The organism is Bacteroidota bacterium, assembly GCA_016213405.1.
Taxonomy (GTDB): domain Bacteria; phylum Bacteroidota; class Bacteroidia; order Palsa-948; family Palsa-948; genus Palsa-948.
The window spans coordinates 13,009-29,418 of record JACRAM010000113.1 but is presented as its reverse complement, the minus strand read 5'-3'; the positions used below and the strand labels follow the sequence as shown (position 1 = coordinate 29,418).

11 protein-coding genes are annotated in these 16,410 nt (G+C 42.6%); 1 reads left to right on the top strand and 10 read right to left on the bottom strand.

Going from position 1 to position 16,410, the window contains the following annotated elements:
* The first annotated feature begins 46 nt into the window (after window positions 1–46).
* On the top strand, window positions 47–733 hold the full coding sequence (locus tag HY841_13475) for a class I SAM-dependent methyltransferase (protein ID MBI4931772.1): 687 nt from the start codon (window positions 47–49) through the stop codon (window positions 731–733).
* A gap of 1 nt (window position 734) precedes the next feature.
* Here the strand turns inward: HY841_13475 and HY841_13470 are convergent, their stop codons facing one another.
* From HY841_13470 to HY841_13425, 10 genes are all read right to left on the bottom strand, one after another.
* Window positions 735–1,349 carry an SIS domain-containing protein gene (locus HY841_13470; GenBank protein ID MBI4931771.1) on the bottom strand — a complete coding sequence of 205 codons (615 nt, stop codon included), beginning with the start codon at window positions 1,347–1,349 and terminating at the stop codon, window positions 735–737.
* 64 nt (window positions 1,350–1,413) lie between these two features.
* Complete coding sequence (locus HY841_13465) at window positions 1,414–1,794, bottom strand: GxxExxY protein (GenBank protein MBI4931770.1); 381 nt, start codon at window positions 1,792–1,794, stop codon at window positions 1,414–1,416.
* Window positions 1,795–1,847: 53 nt separating this feature from the next.
* The gene (locus HY841_13460) at window positions 1,848–3,365 is read right to left on the bottom strand and encodes an adenylyltransferase/cytidyltransferase family protein (GenBank protein ID MBI4931769.1); all 1,518 of its coding nucleotides are present in this window, start codon (window positions 3,363–3,365) and stop codon (window positions 1,848–1,850) included.
* A gap of 28 nt (window positions 3,366–3,393) precedes the next feature.
* Window positions 3,394–3,816, bottom strand: coding sequence for a GxxExxY protein (locus HY841_13455; GenBank protein ID MBI4931768.1), 423 nt, complete (start codon window positions 3,814–3,816; stop codon window positions 3,394–3,396).
* Window positions 3,817–3,829: 13 nt separating this feature from the next.
* A complete protein-coding gene (locus tag HY841_13450) occupies window positions 3,830–4,819 on the bottom strand; it encodes an SDR family oxidoreductase (GenBank protein ID MBI4931767.1) in 990 nt (329 codons plus the stop codon).
* Between the two features lie 5 nt (window positions 4,820–4,824).
* Window positions 4,825–5,856: a class I SAM-dependent methyltransferase gene (locus HY841_13445; GenBank protein ID MBI4931766.1), complete on the bottom strand. Its 1,032-nt coding sequence runs from the start codon at window positions 5,854–5,856 to the stop codon at window positions 4,825–4,827.
* A gap of 76 nt (window positions 5,857–5,932) precedes the next feature.
* The gene (locus HY841_13440; protein ID MBI4931765.1) at window positions 5,933–7,042 is read right to left on the bottom strand and encodes a DegT/DnrJ/EryC1/StrS family aminotransferase; all 1,110 of its coding nucleotides are present in this window, start codon (window positions 7,040–7,042) and stop codon (window positions 5,933–5,935) included.
* Window positions 7,043–7,139: 97 nt separating this feature from the next.
* The gene (locus tag HY841_13435) at window positions 7,140–8,120 is read right to left on the bottom strand and encodes an SDR family oxidoreductase (GenBank protein ID MBI4931764.1); all 981 of its coding nucleotides are present in this window, start codon (window positions 8,118–8,120) and stop codon (window positions 7,140–7,142) included.
* A gap of 157 nt (window positions 8,121–8,277) precedes the next feature.
* Entirely contained in the window at window positions 8,278–12,336 is a 4,059-nt protein-coding gene (locus tag HY841_13430; GenBank protein MBI4931763.1) for a PKD domain-containing protein, read from the bottom strand.
* A gap of 140 nt (window positions 12,337–12,476) precedes the next feature.
* Entirely contained in the window at window positions 12,477–16,214 is a 3,738-nt protein-coding gene (locus HY841_13425; protein ID MBI4931762.1) for a PKD domain-containing protein, read from the bottom strand.
* Window positions 16,215–16,410: the final 196 nt, after the last annotated feature.

The window sequence follows — 16,410 nt, the reverse complement described above, 5'->3', positions numbered from 1 at the left end:
TGTCTCAAATGAATTAAAACGAGAAAGTGTTGCCAAAAAATACGAAATGAAAAACGGACTTCCTTCTCTTGATCTTCTTGATTTGCTTCCGGGTTTCAATACGGAAATTTCTCCCTACACATTTCTAAACGGCACATCCACTACCATTGACATCGCCATCTTAAAAGCGCTTGCCTCTACATACAAAGACTGCTCGTATATGGAAATAGGAACGTGGCGAGGAGAAAGTATTGCAAATATTTCTGATGCGGCAAAAGAATGTGTTTCCATCAGCTTGTCTGACGAAGAAATGAGGCATATGAAATTTCCTGAGAAGATGATTGGCGTTCAGCGATTTTTTTCAAAGGAGAAAAAGAATATTCAGTATGTCACGCACAATTCAAAGACATTTGATTTTTCATCGCTGAATAAAAAATTTGATTTGATTTTTGTGGATGGAGACCACGAATATCCGGCTGTGAAAAGCGATACAGCAAATGTTTTCAAACTTTTAAAGGATGACAATTCAATAATCGTATGGCACGATTACGGAACTGCGTTTGAAACTATTTGCTGGCCTGTGTTGGCTGGAATTCTGGATGGCGCTCCTGCAGATAAAAGAAAAAATATTTATCATCTCTCCAATACCCTATGTGCAATCTACACAACAAAAAATCTGAGAACAAGCAAACTGGAATATCCCACTGTTCCAAATAAAAATTTCAGGGTAAGGATTTCAGCAGAGAAAATTTAAATTATAGCGGCAAGTTTTTATTAAACACATCTACTTTGTCCGAGCAATAAAGTTTCGCGTCCAGTATATTGTGAATGATAAACAGGTGCAGAATTTCCACGTAACCATAAGAATGAGAAGGAAGATAAAAATTCAAGTCCCCAAGTTTTCGCAGAGGATTATCATTCTTGAATCCTGAAAAAGTAACAACTAAACATCCAGATTTTTTTGCCTGCTCTGCAGCGTTCAGAATATTTTTTGATCCGCCCGAACTGCTGATGCAGAAAACAATATCGTCTTTGTCAGCAAATTTTTCAATGGGTACAGAAAAAACTTCCGCATAGCTGAAATCATTAGAGATACAGGTCAGCAAAGATGAATCGTTAAATGCGGTTGCTCGCACTCCACCGTTCTTCCAGTAATCCACTGCCTGATGGCTGGCAATTCCGGCACTGCCTCCGTTGCCCACCATCATTATTTTTTTATTTGCCGATTGCACTTTCTTTACCATTTCTACTGCTTTCTCTATTCCTTCTTCATAAGATAATTTCCTTGAAGAAGAATCCGTTGCTTCCAGCAAATTAAGCAATGAAGCAAAGTCAGCAGAATATTTTTTTACGAATTTTTGTATGTCCATTGTTGTTATATATTGTGTCGCAAAGGATTCGCAAAAGAAAACGCAAAGAATCGCAAAGAGAACATCAGAGATTGTTTACTATTCTTTTTAATCCACCTTCAGACAATTTCAAAACATTGAAGTTAATTAAAAGCCCTAATTTACATCCTGTAATTCTTAAATATGTCAATAGTTGAGCGCAATGTATGTCCGTTATTGCTTCAACCGCTTTAATTTCAGTAATCACTTTTTTATTGACCATAATATCTAATCGGTAACCGCATTCCATTTTTACTTCTTTGTATACTAAAGGCAAAGCTTTCTGTCGTTCAACAACTAATCCCGCTTGTATTAATTCATACGAATGGCATTCTTCATATGCTGATTCTAACAATCCGGGTCCAAGTTTTTTGTGAACCTCAATTGCGCAACCAATAATTATTTTAGAAATTTCATTTTCGTCCATCCATGGTGGTTCTTCTTTTTCTTTGCGTTCCTTTGCGAAACAATCCTTATTGATTATTTTAAAAAATGTTGAATGTATTTTGTTAAATCTTTTTTATAAACGGGATGCTCGTTGCCGATAATCTGAACCGCAAGCGAACCAACGCAGTTGCCGATAAATCCTGTTACATCGTTTGAAACATTTTTATAAGAGCATAAAGCTGTTACAGAAAGCACTGCATCACCCGCTCCTACCGAATCGCGCACCGAGGTGGCAAAGGCAGGTGTATAACTGAATTTATTTTTTTCATACAGCATCGTTCCCTGCTGCCCGAGCGTGATTTGAATTTTTTTCGCGTTAGTTATTTTTTTCAGTTGGTCAACTATCTTTTCTAATTCTCCGTAATTATCCCCAAATGGCAAACGCAGTTCGCGCTCGTCAATGGAAATATAATCTGTGCGGTGATATTTGGTAATGTAGTTGTATCCGTAATTGTTACTGTTGGTCTGCGCGTTGATGGCAAGGTATTTTTCTGAACCTTCCAGGAATTTAATAATGCCGGGGGAAATAAATCCATGTCCGAAATCAGCGACCAGCACCACATCATAGTCTTTTATCTTTTTTCTCAGATGAGAAATCACTTCTTCTTCCAGTTCTTTTTCAATATGTTTATCATTTATGAAAGTGATTTCAAAAAGTTTTATGTTGAGGTAGCGGTCAAGATACCTGCGCTTGCAGTTGGTAGGAGAATCTTTTCTGAAAAAATATTTTCTTTCAATGCCTGAAGATAATTTATCGTCAATCAGTTTCTGACGGGAGTTTTCTTTTCCCAGAATAGTAACAAGTTCCACCTTGCCGGCAAACTGTTCCAGGTGATTTGCCACAGCCAGCACTCCGCCAGCAAAAACTTCTTCCCGAAGATATACTGCTGAAATATTTGGCGACTTGGTGGATTTTCCGAGCGGGAGGCAGTAATGGTATTCGTCAATAATGGTATCGCCAATCACCAGCACTTTTACATCCTTCAGTTTGTCAATCTCAGAAATTATTTTTTCCGCGGAATGTTTTTTTCTGAATGCGGTAAGATATTCTTTTGCCTTATCGCTGTGCGGACTGAAATGCGCATTCACTAAGGAAGAAGAAGAAAAAGTAATTTCTTCCGTGAAATAAATTTTTCCTCCGACCGATTTCACCGCATCTACTTCTTTCTGAATATTTCCTGTGATGTCTTTTCCCCGGTCTTTATAATCCTGTCCTTTCACATAAAAATCCGGTTTCACAATTTTTACCGTTTCAATTGCCGTGGGCCAATTATTCAGCGCCACATAATCAACCGCTTCAAGCGCAGCAATAGATTCAAGGCGAAGTTTTTCGTTGAAGACCGGACGACCGGGTCCTTTATTCACAAAGCGGTCGGGAGTTAGCGTCACCACCACCACATCAGCCACATTTTTTGCCGCTTCAAAATGTTTTATATGTCCGGGATGAAGCAGATCAAAACAGCCGTGGCACTGCGCAATTTTTTTTCCGCTCATCTTCAGCTTCGCGGAAATCTTTCCAAGTTCTTCTAAGGATATTATTTTTGATTTCATGTTTTTATAGAACGCTGATGACGCTGATTTAACGGATTTTCACAGAATCATTTGAAAATATTTTTCTTTTGAATTCAGGTTTCTTTCCAAAGTTCAAGAGTAATCCAACTTCAATATCTGTAGCCTTTAAATAATTTATTAACTGAAATTCGTGCTCCTCTGCAATTCCCTCTGCCGCCTTTATTTCTACAATTACACTATTTTCAATTATCAGGTCAGCAAAATAATTTCCAACTAATTCATTTTTGTAATACACTTCAATCGGTCTTTGTCTATCCACAATAAGATTTTCATTTTTCAATTCAAGATAAAGAGCGGTTTCATAAACTTTTTCAAGAAACCCATAACCCAACGTATTATAAACTTCATAGAAGCATTTAATAATTCTTTTAGTGATGTCGCTGTGTAGCAACTCTGTATTATCCGCTCTCATCTGTTTTATCTGTGTCATCTGCGTTCTGTTTTTATTTGCTAAGATACTTAAACCAATCCTTCGTAGCGTTGGCAATGGAATCCGGCTCCCACACAGGAGCTTCGCGCCAGTAGTCAATGTTGTCAAGCATTATTTTAACGCCTTCTTCAAAACTTATTTTCGGTTTCCAGTTCAGAACACTTTGTATTTTTTTTGTATCAGCAAAGGTACAATCCGGTTCGCCCGGGCGTTTGGGGATATACGTTATTTTTCCACCGAGTAATTCTACAAGTTTATTAATGCTATAGGTGTTTCCGCTGCCTACATTAATTATTTCTCCAGATGAGTTTTCATTTTTCGCTGCCATGAAGCAGGCATTCACCACATCGGTTACAAAAGTAAAATCACGAGTTTGCTTTCCGTCTCCAACCACCGTGAAAGGTTTTCCAGCCAGTTTCTGCGCGAGAAAAACTCCGAATACTGCTCCGTATGTTCCAGAAGTGCGGGCGCGCGGTCCGTATATATTAAAAAATCTCAGCGATGCAATATTCATTTTATACACCTGATGCCAGTGCATGCAAAGTTCTTCACCTAAATATTTTGTAAGCGCATAAGGATATTGAGGACGGATCTCTGCCGATTCGCTTGTCGGATACTTGTCAGGAATTCCATAGCAGGAAGACGATGCAGCGTAAACAATTTTTTTCACTCCATGTGTGCGTGCAGATTCCAGAACATTGATAGTTCCGTTCGCATTTGAATTGTAATATTCCATGGGGCGTTCAATAGACGGAACAATATCAGCCAGCGCTGCAAGATGAAAAACCCAGTCAACATTTTTGAAGTGCGGTTCAATCGCAAGGTGATTGCTTATATCCGCATGCACAAACTGAACGCGCGGATTATTCTGATGCTGTTCAATATTCCTAACAGAGCCGCTGGAAAGATTATCAATGATGACAACTTCAAACCCTTCCTGAACCAACCTGTCCACCATGTGGCTTCCGATGAATCCACAGCCGCCTGTTACAATTGCTTTCATTTTGTTTACCCCTTCGGGGATTTTACTTTCTTCACAACTTTTCGGAGCAATCCTCCAGAAAGCGTATCAATATCTTCAATAGTTTGTTTTAGTTTTCGGTCAAACGACATCGTTTGAGATTTCACAACTTCAGAATCAATTTTTCTCCAGATGCGCGGAATTCCGTGCAGGTCTTTTTCATTGATGATGTGCGGCTTGAATTCAAGTATAAAACCATTCTCAGAAAGGAATTCGTCCACATTGATTTTCCCTGCGGGTTTCCACGTACTGGCATGGTCACGAATATACAACATTCCACCGGGCTTGAGGGCACGGTGAAACTCTTTCAGCATTGAACGTACCAGCGTAGAATTCAATTCAGGAAGAACCTGAACGCACATTACCAAGTCATAAAAATTATCGGGCAATAAATCTTTTCTCCAGGTTGGCAGATGATAAATTCCTTTCCTGTTGTTTTCTATTTTGAAATTATCCTGACTGTCGATGTATTCGTAAAAAGGTTTGTCGAGATGGGAGAAATATAAATTCTGCAGGCAATATGAATTTGGAATGGCGTCAACCGCTGTATAAATGCACTCAGAAATTTTTGAAGTGAAAAGATTTGCCTGCCTGCCGTAACCTGCGCCAAAATCAATTATGTTTTTTATTTTGTTCCTTTCAGGAACGGGATAGAAATTCGGAAAAAGAAAATCATGCGCGTTATTAATTCCGACTCTTTTATTATAATTCTGAAAATCATAAGTGAGATTCAGCTTGCTGAGAATTCTTTTATCATTTTCCAAACTTGCTTTAATCAAATCTTCTGTAAGCGATGAAGGGAAATAATCGGGGAAATCAAAATGAAACCAGTTCATCCATTTCACCAAATCTTCTTTCCCTCCATATGAAAAAAAATCTTCGGGAAGTTCATCGTTGTATTTTAGTCCACGCTTCTTCCGTATTTCCTGATAATCCCAGGCAATCATCCATTTGCTGATGAATTTGCTTCGGTCCTTTTCAAGCACCGAAAGAAATTTTTGTTCCAAGGGGTTATTCATGTTGTAATTGCTCTTCTGATTTTTGTTCTCTGATTGTTATACACACCTGCCCCCGCCAGCGGGGGACATAATTTCATTAATTCTTTTTCAATTTATAAAACTCAACTACCTTATCGCACACATAATTCACCTGTTCATCGGTGAGTTCAGCGTAGATGGGTAAGCTCAAAATGGTTTTTACTTGCTTTTCAGTTACAGGAAAACTTCCCTTCTTGTATCCCAAACTCTTTGCCGATTTCTGAAAATGAATCGGGATCGGATAATGAACTTTTGAATCAACTCCGTTATCGGATAAAAACTTTTTCAACTCATCGCGGAATTTTGTTTGTATGATGAATGTGTGATATACCGCTTTCTCATTCGGTTGGTCGTGCGGAACAATCATATCAAGATGTTTCAATCGGGAATAATAGATAGCAGCAATTTTTCTTCTTCGCTCTGTCCACTGTTCAAAATAGTTCAGCTTCACATTCAGTATTGCCGCCTGAAGATTATCCAATCGCGAGTTCATACTCCAGAAATCACATTCATCACGGTTTTTCAATCCGTGATTGCGCGCGCGGGAAAGCCATGAGTAAAGTTTGTCATTATTTGTGGTCAGCGCTCCCCCATCTCCTGCCGCGCTGAGATTTTTTAATGGATGCAAACTAAATATGTTTACGATTCCGAAAGAACCGACACGCTTTCCGTTGTATTCAGCGCTTACTGCCTGCGCGCAATCTTCTATAAGATGGATTTTTTTTCGCTTACAGATTTTTTGAAGCGCATCCATGCCGGCAGGTCTGCCTGTAAGATGAACGGCTATGACTGCTTTTGTTTTTTTCGTGATTGCTTTCTCCACTTTTTCAGGGTCAAGGTTGAAATCATCGCGCACATCGGCAAAAACAATTTTTGCTCCAACGAGAGAAATGCACGAAGCGGAAGCCAGAAAAGAATTTGGAGCGGTAATCACTTCATCTCCTTTTCCGATTCCAAGCGCTTTTAAAGCAAGAACCAAAGCATCTGTTCCATTGTCAACGCCAATGGCGTATTTTGTTCCGGCAATCTTCGCAAGACTTGTTTCAAACTTTTTTACTTCTTCTCCCAGAATAAATTGTCCGCTCACCAAAACTTTTTCAACAGCAGAAAGAAGTTCTTGCTTAATGTCCTGATGCTGAAGTGCTAAATTAATGTATGGTACTTTCATAGGAAAATAGAACGCGGATAACGCAGATGTTGCAGATGCACGCAGATTAAATCCGTGAAAATCAGTCTTATCAGCGTCATCAGCGTTCCAATATTTTTTATTGCAAATTAATGTGTTGCATAAGTTTCACATTAAAATATTTATCGTCAGTAAAAGAATTCGGGATCAATCCTTTTTCAAAAGCATTTTTCAAATCTTTCACCGCATCTTCAATGGTATGCTTTGGGACAAATCCAATATCCTTTTTTATTTTTTCGGAAGAAATATGATACGAGCGGTTATCGTTGGTGGTAGTGGTGATGATGTTCACATTCTCCCCGACAACATTCTTCACCATCTGCGCAATTTCTTTCACCTTATGATTTTCATAACCGGCATTCCAAATCTTTCCGGAAATTTTTTCTTTCGGAAGTTCGAGCAGCATGATGTATAAATCCGTCATGTCTTCAATGTGAATATTCGGGCGCTTCTGCTCTCCGCCAAACACGGTGATTTCTCCTTTGTTCACAGCAAGATTGGTGAGAATGTTCACCGTTAAATCCAAACGCAGGCGCGGGCTGTATCCGCAAACGGTGGCAGGACGAATCGTTAGCGTAGTGAAATCAGCACTACGATATTTTTCTAATACCTCTTCGCACTGCGCTTTGAAAAGAGAATAGTCGGTGAGCGGCTCGAGTTTCATTCCCTCGTGAACATTGGACTCTTCTTTTATTCCATACACGCTGGAGGAAGAGGCATACATGAATCGCTTTACTCCGGAATCTTTAGAGATTTTCACAAGCGGTTCAAAGGCATCGAGGTTGATGGATTTGCCAAGAGTTGGATTGAGTTCAAAGCTTGGGTCATTAGAGATACAAGCGAGATGAATCACCGCATCATGACCGGGCAAAAGTTCTTTCAAAAGTTTTTGGTCGCGTATATCTCCCTTTATAGATTTTAGATTAGGATGTTTGGGAAGCACCTCTTCTCCATAAATCATCAAATCAAGAACAGTTACTTTGTAGCCTTTAGTAAGAAGTTTTGGCACAAGCACTGCTCCCACATATCCTGCTCCTCCTGTGATGAAAACGTTTTGCATAGATTTCAAAAAAAGAATGGTAAAAATAGTTAATTGTGTTTATGTACCAAGGGTCGGCAGAAAGTTTCGAAAGCACGGAGCAAACCTCCGAAGGGTCAGAAGAAACTGCCGATGAAAAACAAACTTTCGTCCCGATAGTTATCAGGAAAGGCATTTCTCATTTCACTACGTTCACCTGCCCCACAAAATTATATTCCCTGCCAAACACGCTGGTGAATTTTATTTTGTATACATACACATCCTCCTGCACCCGTTCCTTTGAACTGCCGCCTCTTGCTTTACCATCCCACATGCAGGGCAGCGTTTGCGGAACATCGTTCACCTTGCAGGTAAAAATTAAATTGCCCCAGCGGTTAAAGATGCTCATTTCGTATTGGGTGATTCCAAGCCCCGTGCCGAAGAAAAAATCATTCAGCTCGTCACCGTTCGGAGTGAAGGTGTTGGGAATATAAAAAACAAAATCTTTTACTTCAACCGTCTTCTGCACCGTATCCCTGCATCCGTTGTTGGAAACAACTATGAGCGTAACCACATACGCGCCTGTGTCGGCATAAAGATGAAAAGGATTCTGCACGGTGTCGCCTGTGCTGTCGCCAAAATTCCAAAACCATTGCACGGGCGCTCCGGTGGAGAGGTCGTTGAATTCAGCCGGGTCAATCAAATCAATGGTGGGCGCGGGAGAAGATAAAAAGTCAGCTATAGGAAGAGGATAAACCAACACAGAAATCGTAACGGAGCTCGTGCAATTATTGTTGGAGGTGCAGGTAAGCGTAACATTATAGTTTCCTGCGGAGGCGTACGCATGAACAGGAAATTGAACCGTGTCGGAATTGCCATCGCCAAAATTCCAGTTCCAAGAAGAAATAGTTCCGGCAGGAATGAACGACAAATCAGTGAAAGAAGTTGTATCTCCTATGCAAACTTTATCGGCAGCAAAATTCACCACCGGCAATGGATTCACCAGCACCGTATCGTAAGCGGTATCCGCGCAAGTGGCTCCCGAAGAAACAATGAGCGTGACAATATAATTTCCATAACCGAGATACGTGTGCTGCGGATTCTGCACACCCGAAGTTCCTCCATCGCCAAATTGCCATGACCAGCTGGTGGGTCCTGTTGAGCCGTCAGTAAAAACAGTGGGCGCGTTCAGGCAAACATCGGGCGCGGTGAATAAAGCAACGGGCGGAGTTAAAACAGTGGTTTGAAGAATGGTGGTGCTCTGGCAATTGTTGTTTGAGGAAACGGTGAGCACCACCGTGTAAGTGCCTGCGGCAGTGTAAGTGTGGCAGGGGTTCTGCAAGTTGGAAATATTATTCGCTCCTGAATTGGGGTCGGCAAAATTCCAGCTCCATGCGGAAATGCTGCCGGAAGAAATAGTGGACAGGTCAGTGAAGCAAGTGGGAGAATTGATGCATACGTTGCCGGAAGAAAAATTCACCGAAGGAACCGGGAATACCACCACCGTTAAGGAAGCAGTGTCTTTGCATCCTTCAGCAGTGGTAACAATAAGAGTGGCGGTATAAGTGCCTGCTGCATTGTAGGTGTGCGAAGGGTTTTGCAAAGTGGAAAAAGCAGGAGGCGTGTCGCCAAAATCCCAATTCCACTGTGTTATATTTCCATTGGAAGATTGGTCGGTAAAGACAGTCGGGTTGTTGAAGCAATTGGAGGTCACCGTGAAAGAGGCAATAGGTTTCGGATTCACCGTAATCAGCACATCATCGGTTGCCGTGCAGTTGTTTGCATCGGTTACGGTGATGGTATAGGAAGTGGTGGAAGCAGGAGTAGAGACCGGATTTGAAATGGCAGGATTGTTCAGTCCCGCTGCTGGCGACCATACATAACTTCCTCCACCTGTTGCGCTGAGAGAAGTTGAGAAGCCGAAACAAATGCTTGCGTCCGTTCCTGCATTGGCGGTGGGACCGGGCGTGAAGTTCACAACAATCATGGTGTCATGCGTGCATCCGTTGGCATCGGTAACAGTCACAGAATAATTTCCTGCAGCAAGCCCTGTGGCAGTGGAAGTGATTTGCGCGGAGGGATTCCACAAATAGGTGAATCCGCCTGTTCCTCCTGCCGCTGCTACTGTTGCCGTTCCGTCAGAACGATTACAGAATTCATTCGTTGAACTTACGTTTGTAATAACGAGTGCAGGCGGTTCCGTGACGGTAATCACTGCCGTTGTGCTGCACGAAGTACATGCCTGAAAAGAAATATCATCCAGCGCAAAATCATTTCCGCCAAGCGTTGTGTTTTGATTTACAATGCAAATATTTGCCGATGTGTTCGCTCCTGAATTCCACACGCAGAAGAACTGCAGCCAAACGCAGCAGGCAGGAGGTGCGTTAAAAGAGGCGCAGAGCGGAATGCCGTTTATGTAAAACTGCAGGATGGCAGGGCTGCTCGGATTAATGCTGGTGACCCATGTAGAAAAATTATATGTTGTGTTTGGAGTGACAGGAATTGTCTGGCACCAAACATTGCTTCCGGGAATTCCCGCACCGTTCACCACCATCATGTTTCCTGAACCGGAAGTGTGGTCACCGCAAACACAAAAACCGCCATTGTAAAAAATGGGGTTGGTGCCAACTCCATACGTGCCTTCGGGTCCCATGCATCCGGGCATATTGCAATAAGAATAGCCGCTTGAAAAACCAGCGTTGCCCGCGCTGAAGTCTCCGTTGTTTACTAACTCCACTCCCGATGGAGAACAGGAAGCATCCGTAACAATCACGGAATAATTTCCTGCTGAAAGACCTGTGGCAGTGGCAGTAGTTTGCCCGTTGCTCCATACATACGTGTAAGCAGGCGTTCCGTTTGATGCTGTTACACTTGCTGTTCCATTGCTTCCGCCCTTGCAGGAAACATTGGTTGCAGAGGTTGTGGCAGTGGGACCTCCTGTAGAACCTACAGCAACAACCGTATTGTAAGTACATCCATTTGCATCGGTAATGGTTACAGAATAATTGCCGGCAGCAAGCCCTGTGGCGGTGGAAGCTATTTGACCGTTACTCCATAAAAAATTATATCCGGGAGTACCTCCTGAAGGACTAACCGTTGCCGTTCCGTTTGATTGACCGCAGAGTTCATTTGTAAAACTCGTAGCAGCGTTAAGTACCGCTGGCTGGGTGATGGTGACAGTATTTGTAGATGAACATCCGCTGGCACTGGCATCGGTAACGGTTACAGTATAATTTCCTGCTGATAATCCTGTCGCGCAGGAAGAATTTCCTCCGCTTGGACTCCATACGTATGTATAAGGAGGAGTTCCACCTCCTGGTGTGACACATGCACTTCCTGTTCCTCCACTACAGTTAGGATTTGCAGATGAGGTAGTAGAAGTGAAACCGGCTGCGACATAAGCTATTGTTATCTGTCCGTTTCCGGGATTATTAGCTCCGGTGCAGCTTCCGCCAGCAGGTACAAGGCATGAACCGCCTCCGCCTCCGCCTCCACCGAGCGGACAACTTGAAAAACAATCGCTTCCGCCACCGCCACCTCCATAATAACCTCCGCCTCCGCCTCCACCCGGACCTACGTTATAACATGGGTCTGAACCACCCGCGCCTCCTACACCCAACACACCAGATTGCCCCGCGTTGCCACTTGCTATCCATGGCGGACCGCCAGCGCCTCCGGCTATTTGTGTTGCACCAAAACCACCTTGTCCAAAAGGACTCACACCGTTAGTTCCCGTATTGCAATCACCATTTCCACCATTTGCATCGGTATCTCCGCCACCCATGCCGCCTCCGCCTGCACCAACAATTAAACGGTTAGCAAGAGTGTTGGGGGCTATCCTTATATCTGACCCGCCTCCTCCACCAAAAGAAGTATTGTCGAGGGCTGTGTAAGGAGGGAAACAGGAAGGGGTACCTATCGCACTTTGTCCTGCCCCTCCTCCATTCCAACCGGCACCGGGTACTGTTCCTTGCCCGCCTACATTTATCTGTAATACTTGTCCGGGCGTAACAGCAACGGTAGCGGTAACAGTGGCGCCTAAACCGCCATTAGGTCCGCCACCCTGTGCGCCAACAGCAGTTACTGTAATTGTGTTCACACAGTTAGGAACAATCCATGTCTGCGCTGATCCTGTATAATTAAAATTTACGGTTGTCTGGCAGAAAACATTGGACGAACTTATCAAGGATAGAATAAGTGCAGGAAAATAGCTGACGCGGATGAATAAAGAAAAAAATATATTATAAAAACTGTTCATCTTGATTAGGACGATAAAATTATTATTTAGTTGCCTTTAGTGCAGAAAGAAAACATTTAGTGTTTATAACTAAACAAAGATAGGTTTTCAAAGGAGAATACATAAAAAAAGGAAGGACTATTTTATAAACAAAAACAATACTATCTCACCACCGTGACAGTGCCGATAAAATTATATTCCAGATTGAAAACATTTTTGAGGCGAACTTTCCAAACGTACACATCTTCCTGCACGCGCTCGCTTGAAATTCCACCATCCACTTTTCCATCCCACATGCAGGGAAGTGTTTGCGGAAGCCCTGCCCCGTTTGAACCGGGGTCGTTCACTTTGCAATAGAAAATCCGGTTTCCCCACCGGTCAAAGATGAACATTTCATATTCCACTATGCCGATTCCCACACCAAAGAAAAAATCATTATTTCCATCTCCATTCGGAGTGAAAGCATTGGGAATGTAAAACGTATAGTCCTGTATTTCGAGCGGTCGCTGAACGGTATCCATGCACCCGTGATTGGTAGCTACTATGAGCGTGATAACATAAGTTCCAATATCGGTGAAAACATGAATGGGATTCTGAGAAAGCGATGTGGCTGTGTCTCCGAAATCCCACCACCACTGCACGGCACCTCCGATGGATATGTCGGTGAATGATACATCATCGGAAAGACCAATGGGCGAACCGGGTGAATAAGAAAAATCTGCAGCAGGAAGCTGAAATACAATTACAGGAATTGTTAAAGAGCTGATGCATCCGTTATTGGATGAAACGGTAAGCGTGACATTATAATTTCCGTCAGAAGAATAAATGTGAGAAGGATTCATCCCGTTATCTATCGGAGTTCCATCGCCAAAGTTCCAGTTCCATGTGCTGATGGTTCCACCTGACACCAAGGATAAATCGGTAAAGGAAGTGGGCAGCCCTTCGCAAACACTGTCGGCAATGAAGCTGGGAACAGGAAGAGGATATACCGTAACAGTACCGGTGACGGTATCGGTGCAACTTCCGGCTGAAGTAACAATGAGCGTTACGGTGTATGTTCCGCTCTGCTGATAAATATGACCGGGACTTTGAAGGGCAGAAGTATTTCCATCACCAAAATTCCAAGCCCACTGCGTTACGTTGAATGAACCATCGGTGAAAGATGTTTGTATGTTCTGACAAACATTGTTAGCAGTGAAAGCGGCAACCGGAAGAGAATAAACCACCACAGGCAGGTTGGTTGTACTCTGGCATCCGTTGTTGGATGTAGCGGTGAGTATCACCACAAAATTTCCTGAAGCGGTAAAAAGATGACAAGGGTTTTGAAGATTGGAAATATTATTTGCTCCCGAATTGGGATCTCCAAAATTCCAGCCCCAGCCGGTAACGGCTCCTGAAGAAATGGTTGTTGAATCAACAAAGCAGGTTGTATTGCCAACGCAAACACTTGTTGCACTGAAGTTGGCGAACGGAAGCGGGTTCACGGTAACAACAAGAGCAATAGTATCCTTGCATCCGTTAGTGTTTGTGGCAATGAGTGTGGCGGTATAAGTTCCCGCTGTGTTGTAGGTGTGAGAAGGATTTTGCAGTGTTGTGTCATTTCCATCGCCAAAATCCCAATCCCATTGGGTAGGATTTCCGGTGGATAAATCGGTGAAAACAGTAGCGTTATTAAAACAGGCGGTTGTTACAATGAATGTTGCTGCGGGTTTTGGATTTACGGTGATGATTTGCGTGAGCGTATCAGAACATCCGTTGTTGGTAGTAGCAATAAGTGTAACAGAATAGGTTCCCGATGCTGTATAGGAGTGTGATGGATTTTGCTGGCTGGAAATATTATTTCCTCCTGATGCAGGATCGCCAAAATTCCAGTTCCAGGTGGCAGCACCTGTTGACAAATCAGCAAACTGAGTGGAAGGTGTGTTCACGCAAACGGTGGTTGCAGAAAAATTAGCAATTGCTTGCGGATACACCGTGGCAGGAAGAGAAAATGTTGACGTGCATCCACCAGGCGCGGTTACAGTTAATGTCACAGTATAATTTCCAGAAGCAGCATAGGTGTTGGAAGGATTCTGCAGAGTGGATGTATTTCCATCGCCAAAGTTCCAGCTCCATGAAGTTCCTCCACCGGTAGACAAATCGGTGAACTGTGTGGGATTGTTTATGCAAACAGAGGTTGCAGAAAAATTTGCTGTTGGCTGAGCGTTTACCGTCACCACCTGCGTAATAACAGAATTACATCCGCCCGGTGTTGCAGATACATTTAATGTGGCGGTATAAGTTCCGGAAGCAGAGTAAGTGTGTGAAGGGCTTTGAAGGGTGGAAGTGTTTCCGTCTCCAAAATTCCAGTTCCATGCTGTTCCACCGCCTGTGGATTGGTCGGTGAATTGGGTGGCATTACCAAGACAAACCGTTGTAGCGACAAAAGCAGCAAGGGGTTGTGGATATACTGTTATAGGATATGGAATGGCAGAATCACAACCCCCTGCTCCTAAAACAGTAAGTGTTACAGTATAATTTCCTGCGGCTGCATACGTGTTGGAAGGATTTTGCAGCGTAGAAGTATTGCCATCGCCAAAGCTCCAACTCCATGAAGTTGCTCCGCCTGTAGAAAGATCGGTAAACAGGGTTGGATTGCCAAGGCAAACTGATGTGGCGCTGAAGTTGGCAACGATAGGTGGGGGAGGTACAGGAACAGTATCTGTAATCATATCACAATTGCTTCCAACTGTATAAACAGCCGTGTAAGCTCCTGGAGGCAAATTATTACCGGAAATATCTAAAATGGAATCGTTTTGCCCAGCAATGGCTATTCCGTTTTCATACCATTGCCACGTTCCGCCCGAAGTATCGGTATGCGATGTTATGACGATATTGTTTTGACAATAGATTCCAGTTTGGTTAATGGTAAGAGGGGAAAAGGAGGCGGTAGTATTCAGCAATATATTATCATAATAAAAATAAGGATAACATCCTGATGGCGGAGAATAACTCGGAGGAAGTGTGCAGGGTGAGCCAAAAATTATTGCATTAATATTTACGGGTGGTGTAAAAGTGATGGATATTATTCCCCATGAACTTACAGGTGTGTAATTAGTGAATCCTAACACTTGCCATGGAGAAGGAGGGCATCCCACTCCGGAGAAAGGCAGGTTGCCGCAATTAGTACTTCCATAAATAACTATGTCAATTGCTGAAAAATCTATCACGCCACCATTACAAACACCACCGAAATTATCAATAGGAGTTGAAGCAATATTCATTTGAAGAGTGTATGATTGTCCTGCAAGCATGGGTGATGATAAGCAAGAACCAACATATTCCTGCCAGCCCGGACTAAAAATTGCACCCAAAATTCCATTACCATCAGGGAAAGGAACAAGCCCTGCAGAAGTAGCCGCACCAAAAACAATACCGCAGGTATTCATGTAATCAGAGGTGGCAGTTGATGCTTGTATCCATCCGGTAGCACATGAAACCTGACTATAACTACTGGGGCAGCAATTCATTTGTTCAAATGATTGATTAGGTATTAAGGATGGAACAGAACTGCTGCCTCCGCCAAATCCGTTGCACACGCATTCCGCTGTGTCATTCAAATCAATCAAGCCATCACCGTCATCGTCAATACCATTGTTACAAATTTCTCCAGCGAAAGTTATAGGAGGAATTTTTTTTGCAGAAGGTGCGATGGGTTTTTGTTGTGGGTTGTGATTTTTTTCAACAGGCAATACTTTGTTTTTTGTAATGTAAAAAGGAATAGCTGCTGAATCAGAAATAATTTTGTTCGCTCCTACATTCTTTTGCGGGAAACCGTCAATACAAAAGCTAAATAAAATGAGAAGAAGAAATAAACTTTTCAGAAAAAAATAAAAAAATGTTTTATTAATGTTCTTCATATCTATTAATATGACGAGAAAATCATCATTGGTTGCCTTTAGTTATGAAAAAAAATATAAGGTATCTTTTTAAACTGAACAAAGGTACGTTTATCAAAGCAGACTGCCTAATAAAGAGGAAGTAATTTTTGCCGGACGCTGTCCCTATGAGGGAAGGGGTCTCTTTTCCCGAAGAGTCTCTCCGAACTCCAAAGGA